Genomic DNA, 15359 nt, shown 5'->3' on the forward strand with positions numbered 1-15359 from the left:
AAGCCTTATCAGGGGCGCCCTGGCGCTACGCCAGGGCGGGATCTTGCCGGCTGAGCCGACGACCTCGGTGAGGTTACAGTTGGGGTATCCAGGTCATGCCGACCATCACGCTTGCCGGTGTTTCCCGGTAGCCGTATTCCTGGCCGTTGTGGCTGTACACCAGGCGGCTATAGTCCTTGTCCAGCACGTTGGCCAGCTTCATGTCGAAGGCCAGCTCGCTGCTGGCCTGCCAACTGGCGCGCAGGTCCAGAACACCGTAACCGGGCAGTTCTGATGTGTTGGCGGCGTTACCGTAGCTGCTGCTGACGGCAGCGAAGCTGGCACCGACGCCGAAATCGCCGAACTGACGATCAACATTCAGGTTCAGGGTGCGCTTGGCGCGGTTGGACAGGGTGTGGCCATTTTCGCGGTTACGTGGATCGATGACGCTGATACCCAAATCCCCGTGCCAGCCGAAAAGCTCCTGCCTGAGGACCGCTTCGAAGCCGTTGACCCGGGCCCGGTCGGTGTTTTCCGTGGTGCTTTCCCACGTCACCGGATCGCTCACGATGGTAATCAGGTCGCGAAAATCCGTGCGATACAACGAAGTTTCCAGGCGCGTGCTCGGGCTGAGCTGGCTACGCCATTGCAGTTCATAGCTGCGGGATCTTTCCGGTTTCAAGTCCGGATTGCCTTGGTAGCCGCCATCCAGTGGCCAGTAAAGATCGGCAAAGGTCGGTACACGGAAGCCTTCGGCGTAGGACAGGATCAGCTGGTTGTCCGCATCGAGCTGGTAGCTAAGCGCCCCATTGAAGGTGCTCTCGTTGCCGAATTGCTGGTTATCATCGTGGCGCATGCCCAGTTCGGTGCCGAAGCGCTGGCCCTGAAAGCTGTGCTGGGCAAAGACTGCCTTGTTGTCGCGGCTGTCGACGCCGAAATCATTGCTGCTGCGGACCTTGTCATTCAGATAGTCGGCACCCAGGCGCAGGCTATGGCCATCGCCCAGCGTCAGGGTATTGAGCCAGTTGGCCGAGTCGCGATAGCTGTTGTTGACCGTACTGCCGGGGAACAGCTTGTCGAAGTTTTCCTGCTTGTCTTCGCTGTGGCCGAGTTCGATACGGCTGCGCCAGACATCGTTGATGCGCCCGTCCAGCCAGGTGGTGGTGGTGCTGACGCTGTACTCGTCGTAGGGCTCGGCAGGGAACGTCAGGAAGGTGCTTGGATCCCAACGCCCGAAGGGGTTATCGATCTCTGTCTTGCCTCGCTGATCCAGTACGGTAAAACCGGCTTGCAGGTCGTCGCTGAGCTGGTGGCTCAAGCTGAGCGCCAGGGAGCGGTTGCGGTAGGCGTCATGGTCCGCATCACTGGCGTAAGAGGTGCGGGTGCGGTCGATACCGGCGGTTTCTTCCAGCCCGGCGGACAGGCTGAAGCGGGTGCGCTCATCGCCACCGGACAGGCCAAGGGTGCGCTCCCAGGTATTGTCGCTGCCGCCGGCGATGCGTACGTAGGGGCGCAGTTCTTGGCCTTCACCTCGGCGGGTGAAGATCTGAATCACGCCGCCCATGGCATCGGCTCCATGAATGGCCGAACGCGATCCGCGCAGAACCTCGATGCGCTCGATCTGATCGATACTGAGAAACTGCAACGCCGCACCACCAGCGGTAGCCGAGCCCGCTCGTACACCGTCGATCAACACCAGCGTCTGAGCCGTGCTCGTACCGCGGACATAAAGGCCATAGCCGGCGCCGCGGCCTCCGTAGTTGGCAACCTGAACACCGGGCACCTGCGTCAACAGTTGGGGCACGCTGGCCGGACGTAACCGCTCGATATCCGCACGGGTGAACACGGTACTGGCGGCGCTGCTGTCACTGCGCTGTTCCACATCGCGATTGGCCGTGATCAACGTATCGGAGAGCTTTAGTGCGTCCTCGCGGGACGATGTCTGAGCTAATGCCAAGCTGGGCGTCAGGGCAACGGCCAGTGCCAAGCGGGATAATTTCATCGGTAAAGATTCCTCAAAAGATTTCAGCACTTTTGAGGAGGGCAGGAACAAGCGCGGGGGATGACGGGCAGCAGCGCTTGACGGTGCTGCCCTCCGCAACACCAGTCGAATCCGTCAGGCCGGTCTCCGGGCTGTCGACACGCATCACGCTCACCTTCCCATGTCGGAACACAGTGGCTGTGGAGCGGACGGCGATCCCTGGGGATCGCGGTCGATTACCGTTGCGGGGGCAGCGCCGGCCTTGCTCATCGAGCGCACCGGCTTCCCGTTTAATGCGGACCTTGCGGTCGTGCACACCTGGGCGGATAAGAAAACGCGCGAACCTTACGGCTGGTGCTGGGGAAACACAAGCGGACGAATGGCCGCAAGGACAGTGGTATCCAAGCAAAGCCGCGTCCCAGGCCGCTCGAACGTTGCTCGAAAAAACATCCAGCCGCGATGGTGCGCAATGTTCAGCGATCGGCGCTGACTTGCGGGCGCCTACATTGGGCTCGAAGCCGCCGAGGTCGTGCCGACTGTCGCCAAGCGACGGCGGCATGTCCGCGCGACAGCGCCGAGCTTTATGAAAGCCCCCCGACAATCTGTAGATCACTCTGCCCATTGCCCTGCCGGCGCACCTGGATCTGCACTGGAATGCGCTCGTGCATTTCCGCCACATGGGAGATCACCGCCACCTTGCGGCCCTGGGCCTGCAGCGAATCCAGCGCGTCCATGGCGATTTGCAGCGACTCGGGATCGAGGCTGCCGAAGCCTTCGTCGATAAACAGCGACTCGATCCTGAGCTTGCTCGAGGCCATCGAGGCCAGGCCCAGCGCCAGGGCCAGCGAAACGAGAAAGGTCTCGCCGCCGGACAGCGAATGCACCGAGCGCAGTTCGTCACCCATTTCGGTATCCATCACCAGCAACCCCAGCGGGCTGCCGCCGCGCTTGAGCCGATAGCGCCGCGCCAGTTGGCGCAGCTGCACGTTGGCGTGCTGCACCAACAGGTCGAGGTTGTAGGCCTGGGCGATCTTGCGGAACGCACCGCCGTCGCTCGAACCGATCAGCGCGGCGATGCGTCCCCAGCGCTGATGCTCGGCCCGCGCCGCGTCGATCTGGGTGAGCAGCTCCTGGCTCTGACTGCGGCGTTTGTCGTCGTCGATCAGCTGGGCGCGGGTTTCCGCACAGCGTTGATCGGCCTGCTCGCACTGCTGCAGCTGCTCGGCATAGCGCTGTTGCAGCTGCTCGGTATCCGGGGCGTCGCTCTGCTGCTGTTTGTGCAGGTTCAGGCGGTTGAGGCAACCGTCGAGACGCTCGCGACAGCGGGTCAGGGTTTCGGCGTTCTGTTGCAGGCGCTGGCGCGCCTCGGCAATCAGCTGGTCATCCATGTGCAGCAGCTGGGCGAGGGTGGCGTCGTCCAGCTGCGGGTGGCTGGTGCGCCATGTGGCCAGTTCCGCTTTCAGCGCGTCGCGTTCCTGTTCCAGTTCGGCTTGGCGCTGGCGACAGTTCTGCTGCTCGCTGTGCAGTCGCGTCAGGCCAACCTTGCTCTCGTTGAGCTGCCGATCGATCTCGGCCTGGGTTTGCCGCGCAGCCTGGATGGTCGCGTCCAGCTGCTGTTGCCAGGCGCTGGCGCTGGTCTGTTCGCCAAGGCTGGTACGCAGCGCCTGCTGGCAGGCCAGCAGCAGTTTCTCGCGCTCGGTCAGTCGTGCGCTGCAGCTTTCCTGTTTCTCCTGGCGATGGCGTTGTTGCAACTGCTCGTCGCTGCGGCGCTGCTCGCACTGGCGCAGCTCCTCGGCCAGCTCGGTCTGCGCCTGCAGTTGCTGTAGCCGCGTGGCGATGCTGACGTCCAACTGCAGAAAGGTCTGCGCCGGATTTTCACGCCAGCGCTGCAGTTGCTCGACGGGCAACAGTTCGGCGAAGGCCGCCAGCTCCTCGTCGAGCTGTTGGCTGTCGCGGGCCAGGGCATCGTGCTGGCGGGCGAGTTGCTGGGTCGCCTCGACGCAGGCCTCGCGCGCGGCCTGCCAGGCCTGCTGCAGGGTTTCGCTGCGCTGTTGCAGCGCGAGCAGTTGCTGCTGACGCTGGCTGGTGTTGGCGATCTGGTCTTTGAGTGTCGTCAGCTGCGCTTCCAGCCATTGCGAACGCTCGGCTTCCGGCTGCTCAAGCAATCGCGTGTGTGCGGGCAGGGCGAGGAGGCGCGGTGCCAGGGCCTGCAGCTGCGCCTCCACTTCGCCCTGGCGTTGTTGCGTCTGGCGCAACTGCGTGCTGAGCGCGACATGGCGATCCCGCAGTTCCTGCAGACACTGGTCCTGTTCCTGCAGCGACTGGCGAGCGCGCGCGGCTTCGCTGTCGTCGTGCTGATCTAGGCTGGCGACCAGCGCGTCGGTCTGCTGCCAGGGATGCTCGTCGCTGCCGCAGACCGGGCAGGGCTCGCCGGGAACGAGTGCCGCACGCAGCGCTTCGACATTCTCGCTGCGTGCCAGGCGTTGGCGTTCGAGCAGGGCGAGGGTGACCTTGAGCGCCTGCTCGGCAGCATCACGGTCACTGCGAAGCTGTTTGCCCTGAGGTACCAGGCTGTCCAGCTCGGCCTGCTGGCGGATGTGGGCGTCGCTCAGTGCGCGCTGGCTGGCGGTGAGCGTGAGCTGCTGCGCCCAGAGTTCGCGCAGGGCCTCGGTTTCGCGCTCGGCCTGGCGCCATTCGTCGAGCTGTCGATGCAGACCGGCCAGCTGTTCGGCCAGCCCTAGTTCGCTGTCGCGCTCGCGTTGCAGATTGTCCAGCGCCTCGCGCGCCTGGCTTTGTCGGGTTTCGGCAGCCTTGGCCTGCGCTTCCAGTGCCGGGAGTTCGCCCTGACCTTGCTGCAGCCGCGCCGCCAGCTGGACGGCCTGTTGCAGACGCGGACGGTAACCGCCCCAGGCTGCACAAAGTGGTTGCAGCGCTGCGCTCGTCTCGAGTTGCTGCGTCAGCGTTGCTAGCTGTTCGGCGGCGCGCTGTTGCTGCTCGGCGAGCTGCTTGAGCGTTGCCTCGCCGGTGCTCGCCGCGGCATCGGCCTGGACGCTTTCTTCGCGGATCGAGGCGAGGTCGGCGTTCAGATGCTGTAGGCGTTCTTCTTCACGGCGCGCCTGGACGAGCCGCGGCTCGGCGTCCTGGCGCGCCTGTTCGGCCGCACGCAGGACGTTGCCGGCCGCTTCGCACTCGCACTGCAAGGTGTCGAGACGTTGCTGCAGGCTTTGCGCCTCGTGCTGCAGGCGAGCGAGGCTGTCGGCGGCCTTGCCCAGCAGCGGTTCGAGTTCCTGCTGGCGGAGAAAGCGGTGGCGCTGCGGTGCGAGCCGTTCGAACAGGTCGAGAATACGGCGGGCCTCGGTCAGGCTCTCGCGCTCGCCTTCGGCGTCCTGCAGCTGCTGGCGTGCGGCTTCGCGCTCGTTTTCCAGGCGCTGCAGTTCGCTGAGCCATTGCCGCTGGGCTTCCAGCTCCTTGAGCTGCTGTTGCAGCTTCTTCAATTCTTCGAGCTGGGCCTGATGTTCGCGCTCCAGTACTTCACGCTGCTCGGGCTCCAGCGGCTGCAGGCCGCCGGCCTGCTGTTCAAGGCGAGTCAGGCTCTCCTTCGCCTGCTTGGCGGCCTCGAACGCGGCCTGGCCGAGCCGGCTGTAGAGGCCGGTATCGGTGAGCTTTTCCAGCAGGGTGCCGCGCTCGTTGTCGTCGGCCTTGAGGAAGGCGGAAAACTCGCTCTGCGCCAGCAGCACGGCGCGGGTGAACTGCGCCAGGGTCAGCCCAAGGCGGGCTTCGAGCAGTTCCTTGAATTCGCGTTTCTTGCCGCTGGCCAGGAGCGTGCCGCTGTCGAGATCCGTAAGGCTCTGGCTGCTGGCCTGCAGGCGGCCGTCGACCTTCTCGCGGGCGCGCTTGACCTCCCAGCGTGCGCGGTAGCGGTGGCCGTCGACGCCGACGAAATCGACCTCGGCGTAGCCGCTGCCACAACCGCGGCGCAGCAGGTTGCGCTCGTCGCCGCCGCCGATTTCGGCCTCCACGTCGGGGACCTTGTTCAGCGGTGAGACGCTGTCGAGCCGGGGTGTGCTGCCAAATAGCGCGAGGCACAGGGCGTCGAGGATGGTGCTCTTGCCCGCACCTGTAGGCCCGGTGATGGCGAACAGGCCAGCGCTGGCCAGGGGTTCGGCGGTGAAATCGATGATCTGTTCGCCGGCCAAGGAGGCCAGGTTCTTCAGGCGGATGGCGAGGATTTTCATCGCTCAATCTCCTCATGGGCGAACTCGACTCGTTGCAGCAAAGTGGCGAAATCGTCCAGCGCCTGCTCGTCCGCCGGGTTGCCGTACTGTTCTTCCCAGGCGCGGGCGAACAGCTCCTGCGGGGTGATCTGGTCGAGACCGAGCAGCACTTCCGATTCCGTCTCGCCGCGCTTGCCGGCGTATTCACTGGCGATGCGCACCAAGCGGCAGGCCTTGCCGGTGATCGCGGTTTCGATGCGCTGGCGCAGGTCCGGCAGCGGCTCGTCGAGCAGCACGCGTACCTCCAGCCAGGGCAGGTTGTCGTCGAACAGACCGGTGGGCGGCAGCGCTTCCAGCGCGGTGATCACGTCGGCTAGCGGGGCGCGGCCGATGCGGATCATTTCCACCGCGCGCGGCACCGGCAGGCTGTCGACCTGTTTCAGGGCCTCGCCATCGAGTTCGACCAGCAGCACCTGATGCGGGTAGTTCACCTCGGCAAAGGACAGCGGCAGCGGCGAGCCGCTGTAGCGGATGCGCGCCTGCCCGGCGACCTGCTGCGGCTTGTGCAGGTGGCCGAGGGCGACGTAGGCGACCGATTCGGGAAACAGGCTGGCCGGCAGCGCTTCGGCGCTGCCGATAACGATATTGCGCTCGGACTCCTCCGAGACCGCGCCGCCGGCCATGTGCGCGTGGCTCATGGCGACCAGCGCCTGGCCGGGCTGGCGTGCGGTTTCGGCGGCGGCGATGAGGCGTTCATGCACCTGACGGATGCCGGCCATATAGTCGTCGCCCAGCGTCATTCCGGTGACTTCGGCCGGACGCAGGAAGGGCAGGGTGAGACACCAGGCGGCGGTGTTGCCATTGGCGTCATGCAGCGGTACGAGCAGACGCTGGTGATCCAGCTGGCCCTCGGCGACCCAGCTGATGCGTCCCACGGCATGGGCGTTGAGGCGCCTCATTAGCGGTGCCGGCAGCTCGATGCGCCCGCCCGAGTCGTGGTTGCCGGCGATCATCACGATGTCCAGCTGCGGGAGCTTTTCGTGGGCGCGGACGATGAAGTCGTAGAGGCGCTCCTGGGCCTTGAGTGGCGGGTTGACCGTGTCGAACACGTCGCCGGCGATCAGCAGGGCGTCGGCGCGGTGGACTACCAGCTGGTCGAGCAGCCAGGCGAGGAACTGCGCGTGTTCGTGGTCGCGGTCCTGGCCGTGGAGGGTCTGGCCGAGGTGCCAGTCGGAGGTGTGGATCAGGCGCATGGGCTCAGGCTCATTGTGTGCGGGCGCCGCGGCGAACCGCTGGCGTGGGATGGGCGGTGGGTGGTTGCGTCGGATGTAAAGGCTTGTGGGCGCGGTTGGATGTGGCTGTCACTTATCGTGCTGGTATGACGCGCTGGTTTCGCCCTGCTGGGCGACTCACTTTTTTCAGTCGCGAAAAAAGTAAGCAAAAACGCTTGCCCCTCCATCCGGCCCCGGCTGCGCCGGGGTTCCCTCGTTCCGGTGACGTTCCAAGGGCCCGCTGCGAAGGGCCATCCCTGGCCCATCGCAGCTCTCGCGGCATCCATGCCGCTCAACCCTTTCCACGCCACCTGCACTCGGCCTCCTGAAAGGGGCGTTTGGTGTTGCCTGAAAGGTCGTGCAATTGGGGATGGGCAGGGGGCGCTGTAAATGGCCGAACCCACGCTCTGCTTGGTTGCGTTGTCTGTAGCTTGGGTAACGCGACGCTTACCCACCGGTTTGCAAAGTAACCCGCCGTGGTCCGGCAACACCTTGCTTGAAGCCAGCGGTGGAAAATGTTGATCAGTGTTCCACCTTATATCGGGACACGTCATGACGGTACGTCCCTGTCCCGTCATTCCTCGCTCGGCGTCCATTGCTCGCGTCCCGCTGTGCAAGGGCTGAGTTCGGCCTCCTGAGGCGGATTCCAGTCCGGGTCGCCTGATGGATCGAAGGCTAACTACGCTTTGCTTCGCAGTTGACTTTGCTTTGTGCGTTTCCATGCGCGGCCTGACAGGCAGCACCAGATTCCCCTTCAGTAGGGAGAGCGGAATCGTTGCGCAAGGGGGTGAGCCGCATGGATGCGGCGAAAGGCTTAAAGGGCCATGGATGGCCCTTGTAAGCCGACCCCTGGAGCGGCGATGAAGCGAACGAACCCTGCGCGTAGCGCAGGGCCGGATGTAGGGGCGCGCTTTCTTTTGCTTACTTTTCTTTGCGCGTGCAAAGAAAAGTGAGTCGCCCAGCAGGGCGAAACCTGAGCCAAACGCCAAGGAAATCGCGCCGCTCACATACCGAGCTCCGTGCCGACGCCCTTCACGGCCAAGAGCGCCCCCAAGAGCCCTCACGAGTACAACCACTCCTTCAACGCCTGCAGATTCCCCACCTGCAGCTGCTGCGCCGCCGCATTGGCCTGCACGGTATTCGGATCGATACCGAAGCGCTGCAGCACGTACTGCACCAGCGCTCCGCGCGTCTCGACCGGCAGCTGGCCCTCGACCATGCCGAAATCCACCTCGATGATCGCCTTCTGTGCCGGGCTCAATCGTGCGTCCGGCTCGATCAGCACGGTCACCGGCGTGTTCCATGCCTCGTCCTGTTCGCGGGTGTGTTCGCTGGCGTCCATCAGGTCTGGCTCGCCGCGAAAGCGGCTGAGCACGAAGTCGCGGTATTCGCGGTTCTTCTCGCAGTAGGCGCGCACATGCCAGCGCATGCCGGTGAACACCAGCGTGTGCGGCGCCATCACGCGGATTTCCACCTCGGGATTGGCCAGCGAGACATACTCGCTCTCCAGCCGCAGCCCCTCGCGGCAGGCCTGCAGGATCGGCCGCAGCACCTCGGGTCGGATACTGCGGTCCGGCACCTGCAGCACTTCGGTATGCGCGTAGGCCAGCGCCAGGCCCTCGATATGCGGGGCGCGGACACGGTTCTGGTCGAGCAAATGCAGATAGGCGCTGGCGCTGCCGTCGATGAACAGCGGCTGGAAGCCTTTGGTCGGCTTGTAGCCCTTCAGATGGCGGTCATATGTCAGGTTTCTGGGCGCATGTTCGTTCAGGTAGGTGTTGATGTCTTTCGATGCCTGCTGGCGGCTGATGCCGAAACTCTGCATCAGGTGGCCCGTGGTCAGGCGGCCTTCCCACCAGGCGATGGTCTCGATCAGCCGGTAGCGCAGCGCCAGGTCCCAGCGAATCTGACTGATCGATTGCTTGCGTTTCATCGCCTCTGCACCTGTTCCAAAGATTTACATGCCTATGTCGAGCAGGTCGACGTGTCGCTCAACGCTACATATATTCGGGGTATGTTTCAACTCGATCCGGTGGATGAGGAGACCCTGACATGAGCCTGATGATCAATGCGTTGGTGATGTCCTGCATGGCGTTCGTTGTGATGCTGTTTCTGGCTTGGCTGGCCTATGGCAGCGGCGATCGGAAGGGGTGATGAGCGTTACAGTTCTATGAAGATCAGTGGATTCCCGATGGACGGCATGAATCTCCGAGCGATGAACAGGGTCTTTGTCTCAGGCTCATTGCTAGAGATGTTCCATGAAGACTCTGTCCCGCTACCTGGCCGAAACCTTCACCTCGCAGTACCGCACGCGCGTCGAGCCGCAAGCGGACGGTCGCCTGCTGGTGCATGTCGGCTACCCGATCAATGGCACCCACGCCACGCGCATCATGGCCGGGCACCAGGTGCAGAACACCCTGCTGGTCGAAACCATTCTCGAAGACATGCGTAACGAGCTGGCTCGCCCGCAATAACGGTCAGCGCGTCGCCGGTAGTGCGATGCGCACGCGCAAACCACCCAGCGGGCTTTCTTCAAGACTCCACTCGCCACGCCAAGCCGTCAGGATATCGCTGACGATCCCCAGCCCCAGCCCGTGACCTTCCGCCGACTCGTCCAGCCGAACGCCACGGTTGATGACCTGTTCGCGCTGTGCCGCCGGAATCCCCGGTCCGTCGTCGTCCACCAGCAGGACGAAGGCATCGCCGCTGCGCTCGATGCTCAGCTCCACACGGTTACGGGCCCACTTGCAGGCGTTATCCAGCAGATTGCCCAGCAGCTCGAGCATGTCCTCGCGGTCACGCGGCAACCGGCAGCCGGCGGGCGCCTGCCAGCGCAGGTCGAGGCCGCTGCGGTGGATCATCGCCAGCGTATCGAACAGTGCCGGCAGTTCCGCACCGCAGTCGAAATGCGCACCGGGCAGCACGTCCACTGATAGCCGCGCGCGGCCCAGTTCGCGGCTGACCCGTTGCTGGATCTGCTCCAGCTGCTCCTGCAGGCTGGCCTGCAGTTCGGGGTGGGCGGCGACTTCTTCGCGTTGCACCAGGCTGCCGAGCACGGCCAGTGGCGTCTTCAGCGCGTGGCCGAGGTTGCCCAGCGCGTGCCGCGAGCGCTGCAAGGTGTCCTCGGTGTGGCTGAGCAGGTGGTTGATCTGCTCGACCAGCGGCTGCAGCTCGACGGGCGCCTGCTGGTCCAGCTGCTGGCGCTGGCCCTGCTGCAACTGGGCGATCTGCTGCCGGGCGCGCTCCAGCGGGCGCAGTGCCAGGCCCATGGCGTAGCGCTGCAAAAGCAGCAGGGCGAGCAGGGCGAAACCGACCAGGCCCAGACCGCTCAGCCGCACGCGGGCAAAGCTGTCGAGAACCGGTGTGTAGTCCTGCGCCACGCTGATGACGATCGGCTGTCCGTCGCGGCGGTACTCGGCGCGATAACCCAGCAGTCGCTGTTCCTGCGGGCCGTCGAGCAGTTCGTCCGCCAGTCCCGCGCGTTCCGGCCATTCTGGCGAGGCGTCCCACAGCGAGCGGGAACGCCAGGTGCGCTCGGGCAGTTCGATCTTGAAGTAGTGGCCGGAGAACGGCCGTTGATAGCGTGGGTTGAGGCGCTGTACGTCCAGCTGATCACCGTTCGGTCCCTTCACCAAGGCAATCAGCAGGCCTTCGGTTTCCTCGCGCAGGTCGGTTTCCAGACTGCGCCTGAGGCCTGACTCGAAGAGCCACAGGCTGGTCTGCACCAGCACCAGCGCGACCAGCAGCAGAGTGGCGATCAGCGCCAGGCTGAGGCTGCGCTGAATCGATTTCACGGCTGGCCGCCGAAGCGATAGCCCTGGCCACGGCGCGTTTCGATCAGCTCGCGACCGAGCTTGCCGCGCAGCCTGTTGACATGCACCTCGATGACGTTGGAATCGCGTTCGGTTTCACCGTCGTACAGGTGTTCGGTCAGTTGGGTTTTCGACAGCAGCTGCCCCGGATGCAGCATGAAGTAGCGCAGCAGGCGGAATTCACCGGCGGTGAGTTCGATGTCCTGGCCGTCCTTGCGACAGCACTGGCGCGACTCGTCCAGCTCCAGGCCACCGGCTTGCAGCATGGGCTGGTTGGCCAGGCCGTGGGCACGGCGCAGCAGCGCCTGGATGCGCAACAGCAGCTCTTCGGGATGAAAGGGTTTGGTCAGGTAGTCGTCGGCGCCGGCCTTGAGGCCGTCGATGCGTTCGGCCCAAGAGCCGCGCGCGGTAAGGATCAGCACCGGTGTGGTGAGGTCACCGGCGCGCCAGTCGTGCAGCACCTCCAGCCCCGGTTTGCCAGGCAAGCCGAGGTCGAGAATGATCAGGTCGTAGGGCTCGGTCGCGCCCTGGTATGCGGCGTCGCGGCCATCGGCGAGCCAGTCGGTGGCGTAGCCCTGGCGGTTGAGACTGGCGATCAGTTCATCGGCCAGCGGCACGCTGTCTTCGACCAGCAGCAGGCGCATCAGTCTTCTTCATCCTTGAGCAGGCGCCCGTCGCGGGCATCCAGTTCGAGCTCGCGGGCAACGCCGTCGGTGGTGAGCAATTCGATCTCGTAAACGTAGATGCCATCTTCCTCCTCCAGCTCCGCTTCCAGCAGGCTGGCCCCCGGATAGCGCTCCATGGCGCGCTGGAGCAGAGCTTCCAGCGGCATGATGAGGCCCTCGCGGCGTAGCCGCAGGGCCTCATCCTGGTCCAGGTCGCGGCTCGCCGCTGGAGTGGCAGCGAGCAGCAGGGTCAGTGGAACGGTTACGAAAAGGGGGGCACGCATGGCTGGCCTCAGTCGTCCTGATGGTCCTTCAGCACTTCGCCGGTTTTGGCGTCGAGCTCGACGTCCCATTGCACACCTTTGTCGTCGCGCAATTCAAGTTGATAGACGTAGCGGCCGTACTCTTCTTCCAGCTCGGTCTCCTCGATGGTCGCGCCGGGATGCTTGGCCAATGCCGCTTCGTTGAGCTTCTCGAACGACTGGATGGTGCCGGCATCGCGCAGCTTCAGTGCCTCGTCCGGGCCGATGTCCTTGGCCATGGCCAGGTTGGCGCCGAGGGCGAGGGTGGCGGCGGTGAGCAGCGTAGTCAGTGTTTTCATGGTTTTGATTCCTGTGGTTGGTTTCGACGATTCACAGGTTACGAGGGCTTGCTTAAACGAAACTGAACGCCACCACCCGCCTGCGAATGCACCGTTCGGGCGAGGGCGAACCGCGCCATGGGGACTACGCTTGCTGCAGGTCAGCACAACCGATCCTCTGGGTGAGACGCCATGAAAACCGTGTTTCTCGTACTGCTTGCGACCCTAGGGCTGAGTGGCCAGGCCTCTGCCGAGGATCTGCTGAAGCCCTCCACCACACCGCCAACGGTCGACGATGTGGCGGCTGGCAACAGCCTGGAGACCGAGCCCGCTTACAGGGCCGAAGGCGTGATCCGCGCCATCGATGCGCAGCAGGGCACCGTCACCATCGCCCACGGGCCGGTGCCTGAGCTGAAGTGGCCGGCGATGGTGATGCCGTTCAAGTTGGACGCCGCACAGCTCGGCGGACTGGCCGTGGGCGATGCGGTGGAGTTCCGCTTCAGCAACGGCGAGATGGACCCGCAGATCGTCTTCATTCGACGGCAGTAGACAGTGGCTGGTACGGGCAATTGGTTGAACTTAGCGGTCGCCGTTGGGCTCGTAATTCAGGCAGGGGCCATTCGTATGGCCGGATCTGGTTCCATTTGAAGAAGGAAAACGACATGTATAACAAGACACTAACCGCGGCGTTCGCCGTTGCCATCCTGAGCTCCGGTGCTGCCTTTGCGGCCGACAAGCCCGGCGCTGATTGGATCACCCTTGAGCAAGCCGTCGAGAAGGCCAAGGCCGCCGGCTATACCGAACTGCATGGCATCGAGGCCGATGATGACGGTTGGGAAGGCGAGGGCATGAAGCAGGACGGCAAGAAGTACGAGTTCAAGATCGATGGCCGCACTGGCGAAGTTACCAAGGACAAAGAAGACTGAGCCGACGCACTCCACGTGCCTGGCGTCTTTGCTGAGCGCATCGCCTGCCTTACAGCGGCGCTGTGCTCAGCTGTCACTTGCCACAACACTCCCGCAACGGGAGGCAGCCACTGACAGAGCGGGTATCATTCACCTCCCTCGTCGTTCCGTGTAGCTGCACTCATGTTCGCTTCCAGCCCCCGTCCCAGCACCCTGCATCTGCCGCAAGGCGATTGGCATACGGTGCTCGACTGCCTGTGCGCGCACTTCCCGGCGATCAGTCGCGATACCTGGCTCGATCGCATCGCCCGCGGCCGCGTGCTGGATGCGCAGATGCAGCCGATCGATGCCGCGCAAGCCTATCGGGTCGGCATGCGCATTCATTACTTTCGTGAAGTGCCGAACGAGACCCCGGTGCCATTCGAAGAACGCATCCTGCACGTCGACGAGCATCTGGTGGTGGCGGACAAGCCCCACTTTCTCTCGGTGATGCCGGCTGGCGAATACGTCAATGAAACCCTGCTGGCGCGGCTCAGCAAACGGCTCGGTAACACCGATCTGGTGCCGATTCATCGCATCGATCGGCTCACCGCCGGTCTGGTGCTGTTCTCGGCCAACCGCGAAAGCCGTGGCGCCTACCAGGCGCTGTTCCGTGAGCGGGAGATCAGCAAGCGCTACGAGGCAATCTGCCCGGCGCTGCCGCATCTCGAATTTCCCCTGCGACGACGCCTGTGCATGGTGCCGGGTGACCCCTTCTTCCTGATGCGCGAAGGCGAGGATGAGCCGAACAGCGAAACGCTGATCGAGGTGCTCGAACGGCGCGGCGACCTCTGGCGCTACGGGCTTTCCCCCATCAGCGGCAAAAAGCACCAGCTGCGCCTGCACATGGCGACCCTCGGCGCCGGTATCTGCAACGATCCGTTCTATCCCGAGCTGCTCGAGCGCAGCGAGCGTGAGGCCGACGACTACGCGCGGCCACTGAAGCTGTTGGCGCGCGGGTTGCAATTTCGCGATCCGCTGACTGGTGAACGTCGCGAGTTCGAGAGCACGTTGCAACTGGACTGGTAACGGCGGGCGCACCTTCGCGGCGGTGGCGAGTCTCAAATCCAAGACAGCCCAGCCACTGGTGCAGCCATGCCCGAAGGTCCTTCCATCGTCATCCTGCGTGAAGAAGTCGCGGCATTCGCCGGGGGCACCATCGAAAGTGCCGAGGGTAGCGCTAAGATCGACATGTCCCGGCTGGCCGGTCAGGTGGTGCGTGGCTTCCATAGCTGGGGCAAGCATTTCCTGATCGAGCTGGAGGGCGTCTCCGTCCGCATCCACCTGCTGCTGTTCGGCAGCTATCGCATCAATGAGCGCAAGGACGCCGTAGCACGGCTGAGTCTGGGCTTTGCCAACGGCGAGCTGAACTTCTACGCCTGCTCGGTGCAGTTGATCGAAGGGCCGCTGGATGCGACGTACGACTGGAGCATGGACCTGATGAGCGACGCCTGGAGCCCGCGCGCCACGCTCAAGCGGCTGCGCGAACGTCCGCAGCTATTGGCCTGCGATGCGCTGCTCGACCAGGCGCTGTTCGCCGGCTCCGGCAATATCATCAAGAACGAGGTGCTCTACCGCATTCGCGTGCATCCACTGTCGTTGATCGGCGAACTGCCGGCGGCCAAATTGCGCGAGCTGGTGCGTGAGGCGCGTACCTACAGCTTCGAATTTCTCGAGTGGAAGCGGGCCGGTGTGCTCAAGGCGCACTGGCTGGCCCACGGCAAGACCACCTGCGTGCGCTGCCGGATTCCGTTGGTCAGGGTGAAAGAGCTGGGGCGCAGCCAGCGCCGGGCATTCTTCTGCGAGCGCTGCCAGAAGCGCTATGGTGATGCAGCGCAGGTGGCGGCCGACGAGCCGAGCGCGGTGGATGAGGGGTAGGGTGTACAACGGCGCAGCCGTGTCCACGCGGTTGA

General features: G+C 64.3%; 14 protein-coding genes and 1 riboswitch. Of the genes, 5 read left to right on the forward strand and 9 right to left on the reverse strand.

Annotated features, from left to right (window positions below):
* Nucleotides 1-73 precede the first annotated feature (73 nt).
* From PSTAB_RS03735 to PSTAB_RS03750, 5 genes are all read right to left on the reverse strand, one after another.
* Nucleotides 74-1981 (reverse strand): TonB-dependent receptor domain-containing protein, encoded by a 1908-nt coding sequence (locus tag PSTAB_RS03735; protein WP_013981751.1) that lies wholly within the window; start codon nucleotides 1979-1981, stop codon nucleotides 74-76.
* 13 nt (nucleotides 1982-1994) lie between these two features.
* The gene (locus PSTAB_RS22170; RefSeq protein ID WP_435966893.1) at nucleotides 1995-2126 is read right to left on the reverse strand and encodes a hypothetical protein; all 132 of its coding nucleotides are present in this window, start codon (nucleotides 2124-2126) and stop codon (nucleotides 1995-1997) included.
* A riboswitch (cobalamin riboswitch) is annotated at nucleotides 2082-2298 on the reverse strand. Its footprint overlaps the gene before it by 45 nt.
* A gap of 243 nt (nucleotides 2299-2541) precedes the next feature.
* Complete coding sequence (locus PSTAB_RS03740; protein ID WP_013981752.1) at nucleotides 2542-6195, reverse strand: SbcC/MukB-like Walker B domain-containing protein; 3654 nt, start codon at nucleotides 6193-6195, stop codon at nucleotides 2542-2544.
* Nucleotides 6192-7427, reverse strand: a complete 1236-nt coding sequence (locus tag PSTAB_RS03745) for an exonuclease SbcCD subunit D C-terminal domain-containing protein (protein WP_013981753.1) — start codon at nucleotides 7425-7427, stop codon at nucleotides 6192-6194. The genes PSTAB_RS03740 and PSTAB_RS03745 overlap by 4 nt, the downstream gene beginning before the upstream one ends.
* Nucleotides 7428-8505: 1078 nt before the next feature.
* Nucleotides 8506-9378: a helix-turn-helix transcriptional regulator gene (locus PSTAB_RS03750; RefSeq protein WP_013981755.1), complete on the reverse strand. Its 873-nt coding sequence runs from the start codon at nucleotides 9376-9378 to the stop codon at nucleotides 8506-8508.
* Between the two features lie 325 nt (nucleotides 9379-9703).
* On the opposite strand from PSTAB_RS03750, the gene PSTAB_RS03755 reads away from it, so the two are divergent.
* A complete protein-coding gene (locus PSTAB_RS03755) occupies nucleotides 9704-9919 on the forward strand; it encodes a hypothetical protein (RefSeq protein WP_003281738.1) in 216 nt (71 codons plus the stop codon).
* 3 nt (nucleotides 9920-9922) lie between these two features.
* Here the strand turns inward: PSTAB_RS03755 and PSTAB_RS03760 are convergent, their stop codons facing one another.
* The 4 genes from PSTAB_RS03760 to PSTAB_RS03775 are packed head-to-tail and all read right to left on the reverse strand — an operon-like array spanning nucleotide 9923 to nucleotide 12523.
* The gene (locus PSTAB_RS03760) at nucleotides 9923-11239 is read right to left on the reverse strand and encodes a sensor histidine kinase (protein WP_013981756.1); all 1317 of its coding nucleotides are present in this window, start codon (nucleotides 11237-11239) and stop codon (nucleotides 9923-9925) included.
* A complete protein-coding gene (locus PSTAB_RS03765) occupies nucleotides 11236-11901 on the reverse strand; it encodes a response regulator transcription factor (RefSeq protein WP_013981757.1) in 666 nt (221 codons plus the stop codon). Before PSTAB_RS03765 ends, PSTAB_RS03760 begins: the two co-directional genes overlap by 4 nt.
* Nucleotides 11901-12206, reverse strand: a complete 306-nt coding sequence (locus PSTAB_RS03770; RefSeq protein WP_003301964.1) for a PepSY domain-containing protein — start codon at nucleotides 12204-12206, stop codon at nucleotides 11901-11903. The genes PSTAB_RS03765 and PSTAB_RS03770 overlap by 1 nt, the downstream gene beginning before the upstream one ends.
* 8 nt (nucleotides 12207-12214) lie before the next feature.
* Nucleotides 12215-12523: a PepSY domain-containing protein gene (locus PSTAB_RS03775; RefSeq protein ID WP_003281732.1), complete on the reverse strand. Its 309-nt coding sequence runs from the start codon at nucleotides 12521-12523 to the stop codon at nucleotides 12215-12217.
* 171 nt (nucleotides 12524-12694) lie between these two features.
* Here PSTAB_RS03775 and PSTAB_RS03780 point away from each other — a divergent pair, with 171 nt between their 5' ends.
* The 4 genes from PSTAB_RS03780 (at nucleotide 12695) to PSTAB_RS03795 (ending at nucleotide 15324) form a co-directional block, all read left to right on the forward strand.
* On the forward strand, nucleotides 12695-13051 hold the full coding sequence (locus tag PSTAB_RS03780) for a copper-binding protein (protein WP_013981758.1): 357 nt from the start codon (nucleotides 12695-12697) through the stop codon (nucleotides 13049-13051).
* Between the two features lie 113 nt (nucleotides 13052-13164).
* Nucleotides 13165-13428 (forward strand): PepSY domain-containing protein, encoded by a 264-nt coding sequence (locus tag PSTAB_RS03785; RefSeq protein ID WP_041771637.1) that lies wholly within the window; start codon nucleotides 13165-13167, stop codon nucleotides 13426-13428.
* 162 nt (nucleotides 13429-13590) lie between these two features.
* Nucleotides 13591-14475, forward strand: a complete 885-nt coding sequence (locus tag PSTAB_RS03790) for an RluA family pseudouridine synthase (protein ID WP_013981760.1) — start codon at nucleotides 13591-13593, stop codon at nucleotides 14473-14475.
* Between the two features lie 66 nt (nucleotides 14476-14541).
* Nucleotides 14542-15324, forward strand: coding sequence for a DNA-formamidopyrimidine glycosylase family protein (locus PSTAB_RS03795; protein ID WP_013981761.1), 783 nt, complete (start codon nucleotides 14542-14544; stop codon nucleotides 15322-15324).
* Nucleotides 15325-15359: the final 35 nt, after the last annotated feature.

Source organism: Stutzerimonas stutzeri, assembly GCF_000219605.1.
Lineage (GTDB): Bacteria > Pseudomonadota > Gammaproteobacteria > Pseudomonadales > Pseudomonadaceae > Stutzerimonas > Stutzerimonas stutzeri.